This window comes from Microbacterium sp. F01, assembly GCF_056156365.1.
On the sequence record NZ_CM149592.1, the window covers coordinates 2742562 to 2758150 of the forward strand.

The following is a 15589-nucleotide window of genomic DNA, read 5'->3' on the forward strand; positions in this document are numbered from 1 at the left end:
GTCAGGTCCTCTGACGGAAGAAGCGGAACTGGATGAGCGCGAGGATGCCGACGAGCGCGAACAGCACGTACGCGCCGGCGGCGCCGACCGAGTAGTTGCCGTACTTGAACTGGTTGTAGACCTGGAGCGCGATCGAGGTGGTCGACTCCAGCGGACCGCCGTTCGTCATGACGAACGGCTCGTCGAAGAACTGCATGTAGCCGGTGGTCACGAGGATCGTGTTCAGCAGGATCGTCGGCATCATCATCGGAATGGTGATGCGGAAGAACTTCTGCACCGCATTGGCACCGTCGATCGACGCGGCCTCGTTGACGTCGGCGGGGATGCCCTGCAGACCCGCGAGGAAGATCACCATCGAAGCGCCGATGTTGCGCCAGATCGCCATGATGGTGATCGCCAGCAGCGCGGTGTTCGGATCGCTCAGCCAGTTGGGCCCGGTGATCCCGAACCAGCCGAGGATCGCGTTGATGGCGCCGGTGTTCTGGTACATGATGCGCCACACGACGGCCACGGCGACGATCGTCGTGATGACCGGCGTGTAGTAGCCCACGCGGAAGAACGTGGCGACCTTGCGGCTCACCGAGTTGAGCATCACCGCCAGCACGAGGGCTATGAACAGCGTGGCCGGCACGCCGACCACGACGAACATCAGCGTGTTGAACAGCGCGCGCTGGAACGACGGGTCGGTCAGCACCGCGACGAAGTTCTCGAATCCGACGAAGTCGACGTTGAACGGGTTGCGGATGTCCCGCGCCCGCAGGTCGGTGAACGCCATCGCCAGCGAGCTGACGAGCGGGATCAGCCCGAACACCCCGAACGTCAGGACGAACGGCGCAACGAAGATCCAGGCGATCGCGGCGGAGCGCCGCCGCTGCGCGGCCAGGGAAGAGACCTTCCCCGGCCGCGCCGGCCCGGTTGTCACCACCCGAAGCCGATCTCGTCGGCCTTCGTCTGGATCTCCTTCGCCGCATCGGCGCTCGTGATCTCGCCGCGGGCGACCTGCTCGGAGTACTTGCTGATGAGGTCCGAGATCTGCGACCAGGCCGGGTAGTTCGGCGTGGCGACGGTGTTCTCCAGCTGCTCGGTCAGCGTCTTGGTGACCGGGTTCTCCTGGATCGGCGCGTACTGGCCGGCCGCCACGTTGGCGGGAAGCTCACCCTGCAGGTCGTACCAAGCCTCCTGCTGCTCCTGCTCGCTCATCCACGACAGCAGCGACCATGCCGCCGACTTGTTGTCGGACGCCGAGAACACGCCGAGGTTGCCGCCGCCGATGTACTGGTCGTTGTTGCCGCCGGGGCCGGTCGGCGAGACGGTGTAGCCGACGGAGTCCATCGTGAAGCCTTCGGGCGCGGTGCCCTTCTCGATCTCCTCCTCGTAGATGTCGAGCATCCACGGGCCCGAGATGAACATCGGCGTCCCGCCGTTCTCGAACGTCGCGTCGGTATCGCCCATCGGCGCCTCGCCGCGCTGGAAGTAGCCGCCGTAGTAGTCGAGGGCCTCGACGAACTCGGGGGTGTCGATCGTCCACGCGTCGCCGTCGGTCATCGAACCACCGGCCTGCGTGTCGAACGGCACGATGACCTGCGCCGGCTGCTCCGTGGGCTTGGGCAGGCTGAAGCCGAAGGTTCCTCCAGGACGCGATGCGAAGGCCGCCGACATCGCCTGCGTCTCCTCCCACGTTGTGGGCGCCGACAGGCCGAGCTCGGCCGCGATGTCCGCGCGGTAGAAGAGGAAGCGGGTCTCGACGTACCACGGCATCGCGTACAGGTCCGTCTCGCCGGTCACCGAGTCGACGGCGGCCGGGTAGAAGTCGTCGGTGTCGTAGACGCTGTCCGGCACGGCGTCGAACGCGCCCATTCCGATCACGGTCGCCGTCTGGTCGGAGCCGGTCATGATGATGTCCGGGCCCTTGCCGGCGGCCGTGGCCGTCTGCGCCTTCGTGATCACCTGGTCCCACGGCACGTCCGTGATCTTGATGCTGGCGTCCGGGTTGGCCTTCACCCACTCCGCGGTGAGCTTCTCCAGGTTGTCGGCGTGCCCGCCGGCCGTCCAGATCTCGACGGCGCCCGAGGCCTCGCCTTCTTCCGCAGGGGCGACCGACGAACCCTCGGCGGCGCCCTCCGCGCTGCGGCCGCATCCGGACAGGACCAGGACCGCACCCAGCGCCATCGCCGTGATCGCTGTGACTCGCATCCCTTGCATGCTCACTCCTTCGTGTGTTTTCGATACGATAGCTCGAAATTTCGTGCCTCGGAGTGAGACTATAGGGTGCCAGGACGGCGCAAGTCCAGCGAGAGCCGCGAGAATGGGCCAGCGATCACTCGCGTTTGGCGCTAGCATTTTCGGAAAGTTGATCCGGAGGAACAATGGCAGTCCAGCTCGCCCAGATCGCGGCCGAGGCGAAAGTGTCCATCCCGACGGTGTCGAAGGTGCTCAATTCCCGGCCCGACGTGTCGCGCGCCACGCGAGACCGCGTCGCTGCAGTCCTCAAGCGCCACGGCTACGAGATCCGGATGCGCCCGAGGATGGCGACCGGGTTCCTCGACATGCGGGTCGTCAACCTCGACCAAGCGTGGTCGGAGGCCGTCGTCCGCGGCGCCGCCGAGGCGGCGAAGGCGCACGGCAAAGACCTCGTCCTCGCCGTCGAACCCGACCCCGAGGACTGCGACGAGTGGGTGATGCACGCGCTGGAACGGGGCTCCGACGGACTGCTGAGCGTGGTCGCGGTGCCGAGCCCCGAGGCCCGGCAGCAACTGGCGGAGGCCGGCATCCCCCTGGTCGTCGTCGACCCCCTGCACCGGATGCCCGAGGGGACGTTCTCGATCGCGGCGACGAACTTCCAAGGCGCGTTCGACGCCGCACAGCATCTCCTCGAGCTGGGCCACCGCCGCATCGCGACCATCACCGGTCCGCTGGACCAGGACAACGGCATCGCCCGGCTCGCCGGATTCCAGGCGGCGCTGCAGCAGGCGGGCGTTCCCGTGGACGACGACCTGATCATCCGCACCCACTACGGGATCGACCAGGGCTACGACGCCACGCGCATCCTCCTCACCCGCCACTCACGACCGACGGCGATCTTCGCCGCGAGCGACGACAGCGCGCTCGGCGCCATCCGCGCCCTCCGCGAGGCCGACCTGCGCATTCCCGACGACATGTCGGTGATCGGCTTCGACGATCTCCCGCACTCATCCTGGATCGACCCGCCACTCACGACCATCCGCCAGCCGCTCGCGCAGATGGGAAGCGCCGCCGTCGACGTGATCGTCCGCGTGCGCGCCGGCCGCCACCCCCACCCCGCGGCCCGCACCGAGCTGTCCACGACGCTGGTGGTCCGCTCGTCGACCGCACCGCTGCGCGGCTGACGCCGGTTCGGCTGACGACGGAGAGGACGGAGGTGGCGAGAGGTCCGTCAGCGCTCGAACACCACCTCGCCCCCGACGATCGTCATGGCGGTCTGAAGCGAGACCAGCATCTCGGGCGGCAGGCTGAAGGGGTCGCCGGTCGCCACGGCGATGTCGGCCCGCTCGCCGACGCGAATGCGACCGGGCCGGCCGAGGACGAGCTCGGCCGATCCGTTCGTATAGGCGCTCAGCGCGTGCGTCACCGTAAGGGATTGCCCTTCTGCGTCGAGCGTCGGCGGCGTCGTTCCCTCAGGGAGCGTCGGAACGCCCACGCCGGGAGACGGCGGCGCCCAGCGGTTCACGACGACGTGGATCGCGAGCCATGGGTCGGCAGGCGATACCGGCCAGTCCGAGCCCATTGCCAGGTCGGCGCCGCCCTCGGCGATCGTTCGGAAAGGGTATCCATCCAGCATCCGCTCCTCGCCGATGAGGTCGACGACGAACGGGTCGGGTGCGGCCCACAGGCCCTGGATGTTCGCGGTGACGCCGAGGGGGCCGAACCGCAGGGCGTCTTCGGGCTGCACCATCGACAGATGTGCGATGTGGTGACGACGGCCGGGTCCGTTCGCAGCGCGCGCCGCTTCGATCGCATCGAGTGCGACGCGGATGCCGCGATCGCCCATCACATGCAGGTGCAGCGCGAAGCCTGCCGAGTCGAGTCGGGACACGAACTCGCGAATCGCGTCCTCGTCGAAGTGGAGTTCGCCGCTGAATCCGTCATGGGAGTGATTGAAGTACGGTTCGAGGAGCGCGGCTGTCTCTCCGTGCGGGACGCCGTCGATCATCGCCTTCGCGGTGCTCGTGTCGAATCCGGCCGCGGCGTTTCGCTCCCGCACCTCGATGAACCGGGCCACGAGGGCCGGCACCTCGTCGCGACGCAGGCCCGGCGCGATCCACAGGGCTCCGGATGTCTGGTCCTTCAGCGTTGCGTCGGCGATCGCTCTGAGGAAGGCGGGCGTGCAGTCCGCCTTGCCGTTGTACTCGCCCAGGATCGCCTCGTGCCACCCGGTGATGCCGAGTGACCACAGGTGCTCCTGCGCGTTGAGGAGACCGTGGTACATCTCCTCGTCGGTTGCGGGCGGCACCATCCTGCCCACGAGTTCGGCTGCCGTCTCGTTGAGATAGCCGATCGGATCGCCGTCCCCGTCGAGGTAGATGAAGCCGTTGTGCGGCTGAGGGGTGGCACGGTCCACGCCGGCCAGCTCCAGCGCCTTCGAATTGACCCACAGCGTGTGGTGGCCCGCGTCGCTCAGCGCGACGGGGCGGTCGGGGACGATCTCGTCCAGCTGATGGCGCGTGGGCATCGGCAACAGATCGTGGCTCCACCCCCCGCCCGTGAGCCACTCGGCGTCGCTGCGCTCGGCGCCCTCACGGATGAGTTCCAGCGTCTCTTCGATCGTCGTCGCGGGGGTCAGGTCGATGCTGAGCCGCTCGACCCCGGCGAACACCGCATGGGCGTGGGCGTCGACGAACCCGGGATGGATGAGCCCGCCACGTGCGTCGATCACGCGGGTCGAGGCATCCGCAAGCTCACGCACGGTCGCGTCTGCCCCGACCCGGACGATCCGGCCGTCGCCGATGGCCACGGCGGTGCTCTGCGTGAGCGTCTTCCCGTCGAAGACGCGGCCGTTCACGATGATGGTGTCGGCGATCATGTCTGCCTTTCAGGTGAGCCGGAAGACCCGGATCAGGACGAATCCCGGCTGCGGCCGGGCGTAGCCGATGAACTGCGACTCGGTGAGCCATTGCAGGTCGGGGTGCTCCGTGCGGAACACGAACGCTGTGCGGTAGTAGAGCTCCGCCTCCGCCACATCCTCGCCGGCGAGCATCCGCTCGAACGTGGCGGCATCCGTACGCCAGACGCCTCGGTTGACGACCTCGACCCCGGCCGTTCCCCCCTGCACTTCGGCTTCGATGACGTACCGGGCGTCGAGCGTCACGGTCAGTCCGCGACCGAACCACCAGTCACCGCCGCTGTCGACTACCCGGCCACGCAGGCGCGGTCCGTCGAAGTCGCCGCCCGACACCCCGGCGAAGTGGAGACCCTCGCCCGGTGTCGAACCGCCGAGCGGCAGCTCTTCGTCGACGGCGCAGCGCAGCTCGAAGCAGTACTCGAATCCGGGCGTCAGGAGGTCGGCGGTCATGGGAACTCGATTCACTCGGGGACGATCGCGCTGCCGCGGGTGACGGTGGGCAGGGACCGAGTCCGCCCGAGACGGCGACGCTTCGGGACCCATCCTTCCCGCGGGATGGAGTCGAGCAACAGCCGCGTGTAGTCGGCCTGCGGCCGGTCGAGGATGTCCTCCGCGGTCCCCTGCTCCTCGATGGCGCCGGCGCGCATGACGACGACGTGCTCGCACAGGCGCCGGATGACCGTGAGGTCGTGCGTGATCATGAGGAGCGCGACCCCGGTGTCGCGTCGGATCGAATCGAGCAGCGTGAGGATCTCGACCTGCGTGGTCACGTCCAAAGCCGACACCGCTTCATCGAGCACCAGCAGCGACGGATCGGCGGCGAGCGCACGGGCGATCGCGACGCGCTGGCGCTGCCCTCCCGAGAGCGCCCGCGGACGGGTGTCGAGCAGGGCCTCGTCGAGCCGTACCTGGCGCATGAGGTCCTGCACGCGGGCTGCCACGGCATCCTTCGGCGCGCCGCGACGATGGACGCGGACCGCCTCGGTGAGACACTGTCGCACGGTCTGTCGGCGGTCCAGCGACTGGTAGGGGTCCTGGAAGACCATCTGCGCGATCTTCGCGCGGTGGCGGCGATCGCGACCGGTGCGCGCGGGGACGCTCCAGTCCTCCCCTCCCACCGTGATCGTGCCGGTGTCGGCGCGCTCCAGGCCGAGGAGCACGCGCGCCGTCGTGGACTTGCCTGAACCCGACTCGCCGACGATGCCGAGCGAACCGCCCTCGGCGAGCGCCATCGACACCCCGTCGACGGCGACGAGGGTCTCACGGCCGCTGTCGCCGCGCACCTGGTAGGTCTTGCTCAGAGCCTCGATCTCCATGATGGATGCCTCGGCCGCGGCATCCGACTCTCTCGGCGCACCCTCGTCGAGGGTGGCGGACATGAGAAGGCGCGTGTAGTCGGCTTTCGCGTCGCGGCGCATCGTGGCCGCCTCGAGGGTCTCGACGATCCGCCCACGCTGCATCACTGCCACCCGGTCGCATACGGCGCCGGCGAGGGCGAGGTCGTGGGTGATGAACAGCAGTGACAGCTCGCGGTGCGTGCGGAGGTCGGCGATGACCGCCATGACCTCTTCCTGCGTGGTCACGTCGAGTGCCGTGGTGATCTCGTCGGCGAGCAGGATGTCGGGGTCCATGGCGAGCGTGGCCGCGATCATCACGCGCTGCAGCAGGCCGCCCGAAAGTTCGGCGGGATGCTGTCGCATGCGGCGCGCGGGGTCGGTGATCCCCACTTCGTCGAGAAGCTCCTTCGCCCGCCGATCGGCAGTCGAGGCCTTGGCACCGGCGACGTGGACGAGCGCCTCGGTGAGGAAGTCGCCGATGGTCCGGAGGGGGTTGAGGTGCGCACGAGGGGTCTGGAAGACCATCCCGAGGCGGCGAGCGCGGACGTCGCGGAGTTCGGGGACGCTCATCGACCCGAGGTCTCGGCCGTCGATCCGGATGACGCCGTGGGTCGTGAACCCGTCGGGCAGCAGCCCGGCGACCGCGCGCACCGTGAGAGTCTTGCCCGAGCCCGACTCGCCGACGAGCCCCACGGCCTCGCCACGGCCGACAGCCAGGCTGCTGCCGAAGACGAGCTGCCGGGATCCGGGGGCGAAGATGTCGAGATCCTCGATCTTCAGCACGGTGTCGGTCATCGTTCGCGCTCCTCTACCCAGACGGTGACCCGCGCGCCGATCACACCGACCGCGAGGACGGTCGCCACGACGAAGATCGCGGGGAACACGGACTGCTCCGGCGCCCCGGCGAGGATGCCCGCCTGTCCCGCTGCGATCATCGAGCCCCAGTCGGGTGCGGGTGGCTGCTGCCCGAGACCGAGGAACGAGATGGCGGCGAGGTCGAGCATCGCGTAGCCGAACCCGACCGCCATCTGCGCCGCGACGAGCGGGATGAGGGCGGGAAGCAGGTGGCGAAGCAGCATCGCGCCGCTCGACACACCCTGAACCCGGAGAGCCGCGAAGTACGGCTTCCCGAGTTCGCGCGATGCCGCGGTCTGGGTGAGTCGCGCGACGACGGGGATGTAAGCGATCGACAAGGCGACGATGGGAGCAACGAGGCCCTTCCCGAACATCGCGACCGCGAGCACGGCCAGCACCAGTCCGGGGATCGCGAAGATCACGTCGATGATGCGGGCAAGTCCGCCCGACACCCAGCCGCCGAACCAGGCGGCGGTGACGGCGAGCGTGAGGCCCAGGGCGGTGGACATGACGACGACCACGATCGGCGCGAAGACGCTCGGTTGCGCGCCGACGAGCACGCGGGACAGGATGTCGCGTCCGACGTCGTCGGTGCCGAACGGGTGCGCAAGACTGGGGGCACCGTTGACGGGGCCGACGTACAACTCGTCAGCGGGGTAGGGCGCGATCCAGGGGCCGATGATCGCGATGAGCACCACGATCCCGAAGACGATGAGCGCGACGACGAACGTCCAGTCCTTCTTCGCGACGCGACGGGCGACGGCGGGCACGCGACCCTGGGCGATCTGGCCGACGCTCATGCGTTCATCCCTTCGGACAGGCTGGTCGGATCGATCGCGAAGCTGATCAGGTCGGCGACGGCGTTGAGCACGACGAAGATGACGACGAGCAGCAGCGACACGATCTGCACCACCGGCAGGTCGGCGCGAGCGGCTGCCTGCACGAGCAGGGAGCCGATCCCGCCGAGACCGAACGCGACCTCGGCGATGGCCGATGCCGCGAACAGCCCCGCGATGGTCGTGCCCGAGATGGCGAGGATCTGCGGCGACGCGTTGCGGAACACGTGAACCCCGAAGATCCGCCGGGCAGGAATGCCGCGCACTCGCGCGGTGTCGACGTGCTCCGCGTGAAGCTGCGCGACCAGTGCGCTGCGGGTCACCCGGCTGATGTAGGCGATGAAGAGGACGGCGAGCGAGACGGCGGGAAGCACGAGGTGCCACAGGCGATCCCAGAATCCTTCTCCCGCGCCGTAGACCGGGAACCATCCGAGGGTCTTCGCGAAGATCCAGATCAGGAGGATCGCGACGACGAAGGTGGGCAGCGCCATCCCGAGCGAGGTCAGAACAGCGACCGCTCGGTCGGTGCGGGCACCGCGAGTGGCGGCGAGGATGCCGGATCCGACGCCGAAGATCAGGATCAGCACGATGGTCAGCAGTACGAGTTGGAGGGTGACCCCGAAGCGAGGGGCGACCAGCGAGACGACGTCGGTCTTGTAGACGAAAGACCGCCCGAAGTCGCCCTGGACGGCTCCGCTGAGCCACATCCAGTACCGCGCCCACACGGGATCGTCGAGGTGGTACTCGGCGCGGATCTGCGCGATGAGCTCCGGTGTCGGCTTGGCGCCGCCGGCGAGCGCCGCGATCGGATCGCCGGTGAGGAGCACCGCGGAGAAGATGACGACGCTCGCGAGGAAGAGCGTGAGCACCAATCCGCCGAGTCGTCCCAGCAATGTGCGGGTGAGGGGGTTCATCGCGTCCGTCCTCCTTTCTCCAGGTGAGAGTGATCCTGCCGGGCCCCGACTCGCTGCGCGAGGTGTCCGGCCCCGGCAGGTCGCGTCATTTGCCGCCGAGGTGCAGCGCCCACGGGCTGCTGTAAGCCGCGATGGAGGTGACCACTCCGGTCAGGTCGTCGTTGACATAGGTGAGTTGGTAGGCGCCGGCGAGGGTGACCTGCAGGTAGTCCGGACCGAAGATCTCCTGCGCGGCGACGAACTCGTTCGAGGCCGTCTCGGCATCCACCGCGTTGCGGGCGGCCGTCATGTGCGCCGTCACGTCGGGGTTGTCGTAGCCGCTCCAGTTGAAGAAGCCGCCGAGCTCCTCGGGGAGCACGAAGAGCGACGGGTAGCCGAGCACACCCGGAGTCTCGAGGTAGCCCTGCGTCGCCACGAAATCAACGCCGTCGCGCTTGCTGGGGTCGTAGAACAGCGCACCGAAATCGGATGCCTGCATCTCGTTGATCTGGATGTCGAGGCCGATCTCCTTGCCGGCGCTCTGGATGATCGCCGCGGTCTGCTGGAACTGCGGGGCTCCGGCCACCACCGCGAGCACCAGCGGGACGCTGACGTCCTCGCCGCTCTCCTCGACGAGCTTCCTCGCCGCCTCGATGTCGACCTCGGGCGCGGCGAGTGCGTCGTATCCGGCCTGGTAGATGTCCGCTTCTTCCATCGCCTGGAACGAGAACGGGGGCACCAGCGTCTTCTGGACATATCCGAGCCCGTTCACGACGGTCTCGAGGTACTTCTCGCGGTCGATCGCGAGGTTGAGTGCCTGCCGGATCTTGGGATTCGCCGCCGCACTGGTGGAGGACGTCGGTCCGAAGCTGTACGACGAGGTCGAGGGGCCGACGACCAGGGTTCCTGCGCCGTCGCCCTCGAACGCCGCGCGCGAGGTCGGCGGCACGTTGATGGCACCGTCGATCTCACCCTCGGTGAGCGCGGTGGTGAGCGTGGACCCGTCGGCGACGAAGGTGTAGGTCAGCTTCTTCACGAGCGGAGCGCCGTTCCAGTAGTCCTCGTTCGCCGTCGTGACGATCTGGCTCCCCGGTGTCCAACCGCCCTCTTCGAGCTTGTAGGGTCCGGTGCACATGAGCCCGCCATCCGAGGTGCCGACGGCGTCTTCGACCGCCTCGCCGAACGCCTTCTGCATGACCGCGCCGCCCTGGCCCGCGAGCGCCTCGCGGAAGGTCGAGTCCGGGGCGACGAAGCGCACGGTGACCTCGTTCGGCCCCGTGGCGACGATGCCCACGGCCGGGTCGGGCACAACGAGCGCGAACGCGCCGTACCACTGCGAGGCGGGGTTCGTGCTCTGCTGCAGGCTGTAGACCACGTCGTCGGCGGTCACCGGGCTGCCGTCCCAGAAGGTGACGTCGTCGCGAAGGGTGATCACGAACGTCGTCGGATCGACGAACTCGGCGGTCTCGGCGATGCCGGGCTCGATGGAGAAGTCGGGCTGGAGCGACAGCAGGTTGTCGCACAGGTTCGGGATGATCAGGTTGGCAGAGCTCGCCGGGTTCAGCGTGGCAGGTTCACCCTCGGCGATGGCCCAGGTCACCTCGTCGACGGGCTGTGTGCCGGCGGGCTGGGCGTCGACGAGGGTGATGTCGCCGCCGTTCCCGTCGTCGGTGCCGCCCCCGTCTCTGGGCGCACAGGCGGTGAGCACGAGCAGCGATGCGCAGGCGACGGCGCCGGCCGCGATTCCGATTCTCTTCATGCTGTTGTTCCGTTCGGGTCGGTGGTGCTTCGGGTGTGGTGGGTCAGCGGAGGAGGAAGACGCGGATGGCGACGTGGCCGTCGTCGTCGCGGGCCATGCCGATGAACTGGTTCTCAGCGAGCCAGCGATGGGCCGGGGCATCCGTCTGGAACACCGGCGCGGTGCGGAAGTAGAGCCCGGACTCGTCCTCCGGGATGTCCTCGCCCTTCTCCATGCAAGCGAGCTGTCCGGGCGTGGCGCGGAAGTAGCCGCGGTTGAGGATGTCGATCACGGCGCCGTCATCGGCGCGGAGCAGGTACCGCGCCTCGAGCTGGGACGTGCCGAACCGCTCGACGGCCCAATCGCCGCCGCCACTCAGCACTTCGCCGTTGAGCCGAGGTCCGGCGACCGTGCCGCCGGACACGGGGGTGAACGAGAGCTTCTCGTCGGGGCCTCGCCCGATGTCGAAGTGGGGGTCGATCCGGGCGCGGATCTCGAAGACGAACTCCAGGGCGGGCTCGAGCATCAGGGCAGCTCTCCTTCCAGCACGGTGAGGGTGAGGCTCAAGCCGTCGGCACCTCCGATGTCGACGGACTGCGTGTTCGTGCGCGTCTCCCCCCACATCCACGGGTCGACGCCGGTGCCGGCCTGCGGGAGGAACTCGGGGTAATCGCTGCTGCTGACGTGCACACGCAGGCGATGACCCGCCCCCAGGCGATAGCCGATCTGGCCGAGATCGAGGTCGAGAGTCTCCGCTCGCTCCGCGCCGAGAAGCTGGAGCTGGCCGCGCGCGATCCGCAGGGCCGTTCCGTCGGGAGCGACATCGAGCACTCGGATGAAGAGGTCCATGATCGGCCCGTCCGAAGAGACGCGGGCTCGAGCAGTCACCGGGCCGGCCAGGTCGACGGCGGACTCGAGGGGTTGCGACTCGAAGCGCAGCACGTCGGGGCGGTCGCCGATCGCGGACTCGTCGGGCTTGTGCAGCAGGAACGAGAACGCGTCGGGCACGCTCGACGGCACGAGGTCGTCGGGGTCGTGGACCCAGTGGGCTGTCGACGTCTGCTCGGGTCGTTCGCGCACCAGCTCACCGGCCGCGCCGGTGTACAGCTCGATCGGGCGTGTTCCCGCCGGGGGCCAGGTCGCGCTCTCGCGCATGCCGACCGTGCCCCCGAGATTCCAGGCGACCCGGGGGACGTCGGCGGGAGAGCCGTTGCCGCGCACGAACACCTCGAAGAAGGCGATGGTGGGGTCCAGCGTGCGCGGCAGGAGGGCGCGGATCTGATCGTCGCTGCGGTCCTCGACCCGGTCCTCGTCGGCATCGAGGAGCTCGAAGCTCTCGTGGTCCATCGGCTCGATGCGCAGATAGTGGTGCGCGTCCCAGTTCGGGTGCGCCTTGATACGGCCGACGTCCGCCCACGAGAGCGGGGCGCAGTTGTCCCACCAGCCGATGGTGTGGAGCACCGGCACCGAGCGGCCGGCGAACGGATCGCCTGCGGGGAATCGCGGGAGGTGGACAGCACGCGGATACCACTGGTCGTATGACAGACCGCGGTAGCCCACCTGGGCGATGAACTCCTCGGCCTGTGCGGCGAAATCGCGGCGGGACCAGTCCGGCTCCCAGAGCACCATGTCGTTGTCGAAGAACTGTGTGAGCGGGTACATGTACGTGACCCCCCACTCGACCGGTCGGACGCGGTCCGCGCCGTCGCGACGAACGGGCTCCCCGAGCATCGTCCCGGTCACCCTGGGCGAGATCGCCTTCAACGCCGGATGACCGCTCGCGGCGGCCGCCCACTGCGTGTAGCCGTAGTAGCTGTCGCCCCACATCGCGACGCGGCCGTTCGACCAGGGCTGCTGGACGATCCACTCGATCGTCGCGTGGCCGTCGTCCACTTCGTTGACGAAGAGCAGGGCGTCCCCTTCGGATCGGAACTTGCCCCGGACATCCTGAGCGACGACACGGTATCCGTGCTGCATGAAGTACTCCGCCACGAGCGGGATGAAGCAGTAGACGCCCGACTTGTCGTACGGCAGCCGGATCAGGACGGTGTCGCCGGGCGTCGCGTCCGCCTCGGCAGGTGCGCCGGGAAGGTAGACGTCGGTTGCGAGCAGGACGCCGTCGGTCGTGCGAACCCGCGCCGGAAAGGAGAGCGGGCTCTCCGGCATCGGTGGGATCCGGTGGACGTCAGGCATGTCGTTCCTCTCACTCGCGGCGTCATCGTCCGCTGTTGGGACGAAACGCTATGCACCCTTCGGAAGTTAGTCAAGTCCGACTAGACTAGAATTTACCCCGTCGTTACACTTGCCGATGAGGTGGGGCTTCTGCCGTCACTCTCATCCGAGAGGAGAATCGCCGATGGCACGCCCATCCGTCGCGACCGAGCGTCGCGAGCAGATCCTGGACGCGACGATGACCACGATCGCCGAACACGGCATCCGCGGGGCGACGCTCGATCGCATCGCCGACACGGCCGGGATGTCGCGGGGCCACGTGCGCCATTTCGTCGGGAACCGCGACCGGCTGCTCCTCGACGTCGCCGTCGCTGTGTTCGCCGATTCCACGGGCGAAGCGGGCTCCATCCTTCCGGCCGACGTGAGCGGCATCCAGGGCGCACTGGACTATCTGTTCGGCGTCCCTTTCCTCACCTCGGACCGCGAGAACGCCGTGGTCCTGGGCCTCGTCGAGCTCTCCCGCACGACGCCCGAGATCGCCGACGTGCTCACGACCTCGTATACCGCCACGCGCGCGCAACTCGCACAGCTCGTGGCGCAGGCGCATCCGGATGCCGCTGCCGACGCCTGCGTCACCGTGGCCTACGGGGTTCTCACGTGCGCCCTCGGGTCGGTCTTCCTCGGCGACTTCGACGCCGACCCTGCACGGATGGTGCACTCGCGCGCCGCCGCAGAAGCGCTCCTCGGCACTCTCTGACCCTCTGTCCGGGTCTGGGATCGCGGCAGACGGCGTCACCCATCCCACTCCGTGAGCAACGCCGCACCAACCCCGCACGGGGTGCCGCGCGGTGTCCGCGCACGGATCCGCCGATGCACTCGGGGTCGAGGTTGGCGCGGCTCATGCCGCACGACTCGCCGTCGGCGCGTATACGGCTGCCCGTGGACCGAGGGAGCCCGCCCGCACGAGCGACGCGCCCGCCAGGGTGTCAACGCGTTGTCAATCCCTGGTGGGACACCCCGGAGCCCTGACAGCGTGGACTCGGCGAGGCACTCGACTCCACGCTGTGGCCGACTCCTCGAACACCGTGCGCGGCGAAGAATGTGGGGCCCCCGAATGATGGATGCAGAACCCAAGGTCGTCATCGAGATGTCCATGTCGCTGGACGGCTACGTCGCGCGGACGGATCACTCCACCGACGAGGTGCACGCGTGGTACGAGGGCGGCGACGTCGCCGTCACGATGCCCAACATGGACCTCACGTTTCATGTCGACGAGGCCAGCGCGCCCGTCGTCCGCGATGCGTTCGACCTCGGGGCCAACGTCACCGGCCGAGTCACATTCGACGACGCGCAGGCGTGGGGCGGCGACGACCCGATGGGCATCCCCAGTTTCATCGTGACGCACGAGGTTCCCGAGGAGTGGCGCGGCCGCGACAGTCCGTTCACTTTCGTGACCGACGGGGTCGAGAGCGCGATCCGCCAGGCGAAGGCGGCCGCAGGTGGCAAGACCGTCGGCGTCGCCGGCGGGGACATCGCGATGCAGTGTCTGCGCCTCGGTCTGCTCGACGAACTCTGGATCCACCTGGTGCCGGTGCTCCTCGGCGACGGTCTCGCTCTGTTCGACGAGCTCGACGGCTCACCCGTCCAGCTCGAGCAGGTGCGTGTCGTCGAAGGCCGCGGAGTCGTGCACCTCTTCTACCGGGTGATCGATCGCCTCCCCCGCTGAATGATCTCGCGAACGGGAGCTCGAAGCCCCGCACCGCGAACTGTAGGGCTCGCATGAGGATCGCCAGCGAGGCAGCGGCCGCGCGAGTCTCCGCTTCGTATTCGAGTGACGTGTGGCCTACGCCGTGGAGTCGGATCCCGGCTCAGCGATCGCCTCGGATTTGCTCGGCGGGAGCTTTCTCGATGCGCGTCCAGCCGCGCCATCCGCGTTGTTCGAGGATCGTCAGCAGCTCTCGCGCGACGGGTGCTGACTCCGTCATCGCCGAGTCCAGGAGAGCCGTCAGGGGGTCTGCTTGCTCCGCGCCGCCGATCTCGATCTCGCCGTTCTGGATGGCGCGGAGGCGGAGGTGCTCGACGAGGTCGGCGAGTTCCACGACTCGGGGATCGTCCGCCGCCCAGTCCGGCGCGGAGCCGAGGAGGCGGTAGAGCCGCGTCATGTCGGGGTCCTCGTCCAGATGGCGGTGCTTCTCGGCGATCACGGCGTCGATGCTGCGCGGATCCTGCGCGGCGAGCATGATCCAGGCGTCCCGCTCGAGCTCGATGTAGGCCTCGCCGACGCCGAGCCCGCGCAGCCGATCCAGGTAGTCCAGGACGATCTGGGGAAGGGCCAGATGATCGCCGGCGGCGAGCTGGGCGATCCGCCTGCGGCTGTCCTGCAGGCGACGGATGTCGGCGCTCAGGACCTCGTCGATCTCCCTCACGGCGCGGACGAACTCGTCAGGCCCGGCGATGAGGAGTTGCTGCACGCGGGCGAGGGGGACGCCGGCATCGGCAAGCACGCGAATTCGGATCAGCCGCACGACGGCGGCGGCGTCGTAGCTGCGGTAGCCGGAGTGGTCGCGTTGAGGCTCGGCGAGCAGGCCGATCTGGTGATAGTGCCGGACTGTTCGCACCGTCACCCCGGCGTGGGACGCCAGTTGGCCGATCGTGAGCAT

At 68.6% G+C, this 15589-nt stretch carries 14 protein-coding genes; 3 read left to right on the top strand and 11 right to left on the bottom strand.

Translation table 11 applies throughout. The annotated features are described in order from the left end of the window. Window position 1: 1 nt before the first annotated feature. Together ACVN90_RS12550 and ACVN90_RS12555 are read right to left on the bottom strand one after the other, a co-directional pair. The gene (locus ACVN90_RS12550; protein ID WP_475098573.1) at window positions 2-922 is read right to left on the bottom strand and encodes a carbohydrate ABC transporter permease; all 921 of its coding nucleotides are present in this window, start codon (window positions 920-922) and stop codon (window positions 2-4) included. Further along, window positions 919-2193 carry an extracellular solute-binding protein gene (locus ACVN90_RS12555; RefSeq protein ID WP_475098574.1) on the bottom strand — a complete coding sequence of 425 codons (1275 nt, stop codon included), beginning with the start codon at window positions 2191-2193 and terminating at the stop codon, window positions 919-921. Before ACVN90_RS12555 ends, ACVN90_RS12550 begins: the two co-directional genes overlap by 4 nt. 173 nt (window positions 2194-2366) lie before the next feature. On the opposite strand from ACVN90_RS12555, the gene ACVN90_RS12560 reads away from it, so the two are divergent. Beyond that, a complete protein-coding gene (locus tag ACVN90_RS12560; RefSeq protein WP_475098575.1) occupies window positions 2367-3365 on the top strand; it encodes a LacI family DNA-binding transcriptional regulator in 999 nt (332 codons plus the stop codon). A 47-nt stretch (window positions 3366-3412) separates the two neighbouring features. On the opposite strand, the gene ACVN90_RS12565 is transcribed toward ACVN90_RS12560, so the two are convergent. The 8 genes from ACVN90_RS12565 to ACVN90_RS12600 form a co-directional block, all read right to left on the bottom strand. Then, window positions 3413-5059, bottom strand: coding sequence for an amidohydrolase (locus ACVN90_RS12565; protein ID WP_475098576.1), 1647 nt, complete (start codon window positions 5057-5059; stop codon window positions 3413-3415). 9 nt (window positions 5060-5068) lie between these two features. Beyond that, window positions 5069-5548 (bottom strand): DUF3237 domain-containing protein, encoded by a 480-nt coding sequence (locus ACVN90_RS12570; protein WP_475098577.1) that lies wholly within the window; start codon window positions 5546-5548, stop codon window positions 5069-5071. Between the two features lie 11 nt (window positions 5549-5559). Next, window positions 5560-7230, bottom strand: a complete 1671-nt coding sequence (gene nikE / locus ACVN90_RS12575) for a nickel ABC transporter ATP-binding protein NikE (RefSeq protein ID WP_475098578.1) — start codon at window positions 7228-7230, stop codon at window positions 5560-5562. Then, a complete protein-coding gene (locus ACVN90_RS12580) occupies window positions 7227-8090 on the bottom strand; it encodes an ABC transporter permease (protein WP_475098579.1) in 864 nt (287 codons plus the stop codon). The genes nikE and ACVN90_RS12580 overlap by 4 nt, the downstream gene beginning before the upstream one ends. Then, entirely contained in the window at window positions 8087-9040 is a 954-nt protein-coding gene (locus ACVN90_RS12585) for an ABC transporter permease (protein WP_475098580.1), read from the bottom strand. Before ACVN90_RS12585 ends, ACVN90_RS12580 begins: the two co-directional genes overlap by 4 nt. A gap of 85 nt (window positions 9041-9125) precedes the next feature. Continuing rightward, a complete protein-coding gene (locus tag ACVN90_RS12590; RefSeq protein ID WP_475098581.1) occupies window positions 9126-10778 on the bottom strand; it encodes an ABC transporter substrate-binding protein in 1653 nt (550 codons plus the stop codon). 43 nt (window positions 10779-10821) lie between these two features. Beyond that, a complete protein-coding gene (locus tag ACVN90_RS12595; protein ID WP_475098582.1) occupies window positions 10822-11283 on the bottom strand; it encodes a DUF3237 domain-containing protein in 462 nt (153 codons plus the stop codon). Beyond that, window positions 11283-12950, bottom strand: a complete 1668-nt coding sequence (locus ACVN90_RS12600; RefSeq protein ID WP_475098583.1) for a CocE/NonD family hydrolase — start codon at window positions 12948-12950, stop codon at window positions 11283-11285. Before ACVN90_RS12600 ends, ACVN90_RS12595 begins: the two co-directional genes overlap by 1 nt. Window positions 12951-13113: 163 nt before the next feature. Between ACVN90_RS12600 and ACVN90_RS12605 the strand changes: the two genes are divergently transcribed. Both ACVN90_RS12605 and ACVN90_RS12610 read left to right on the top strand, forming a co-directional pair. Next, complete coding sequence (locus tag ACVN90_RS12605) at window positions 13114-13686, top strand: TetR/AcrR family transcriptional regulator (RefSeq protein ID WP_475098584.1); 573 nt, start codon at window positions 13114-13116, stop codon at window positions 13684-13686. 357 nt (window positions 13687-14043) lie between these two features. Next, window positions 14044-14655 (top strand): dihydrofolate reductase family protein, encoded by a 612-nt coding sequence (locus ACVN90_RS12610; protein ID WP_475098585.1) that lies wholly within the window; start codon window positions 14044-14046, stop codon window positions 14653-14655. A gap of 142 nt (window positions 14656-14797) precedes the next feature. Here the strand turns inward: ACVN90_RS12610 and ACVN90_RS12615 are convergent, their stop codons facing one another. Further along, window positions 14798-15589, bottom strand: a complete 792-nt coding sequence (locus ACVN90_RS12615; RefSeq protein ID WP_475098586.1) for a helix-turn-helix domain-containing protein — start codon at window positions 15587-15589, stop codon at window positions 14798-14800.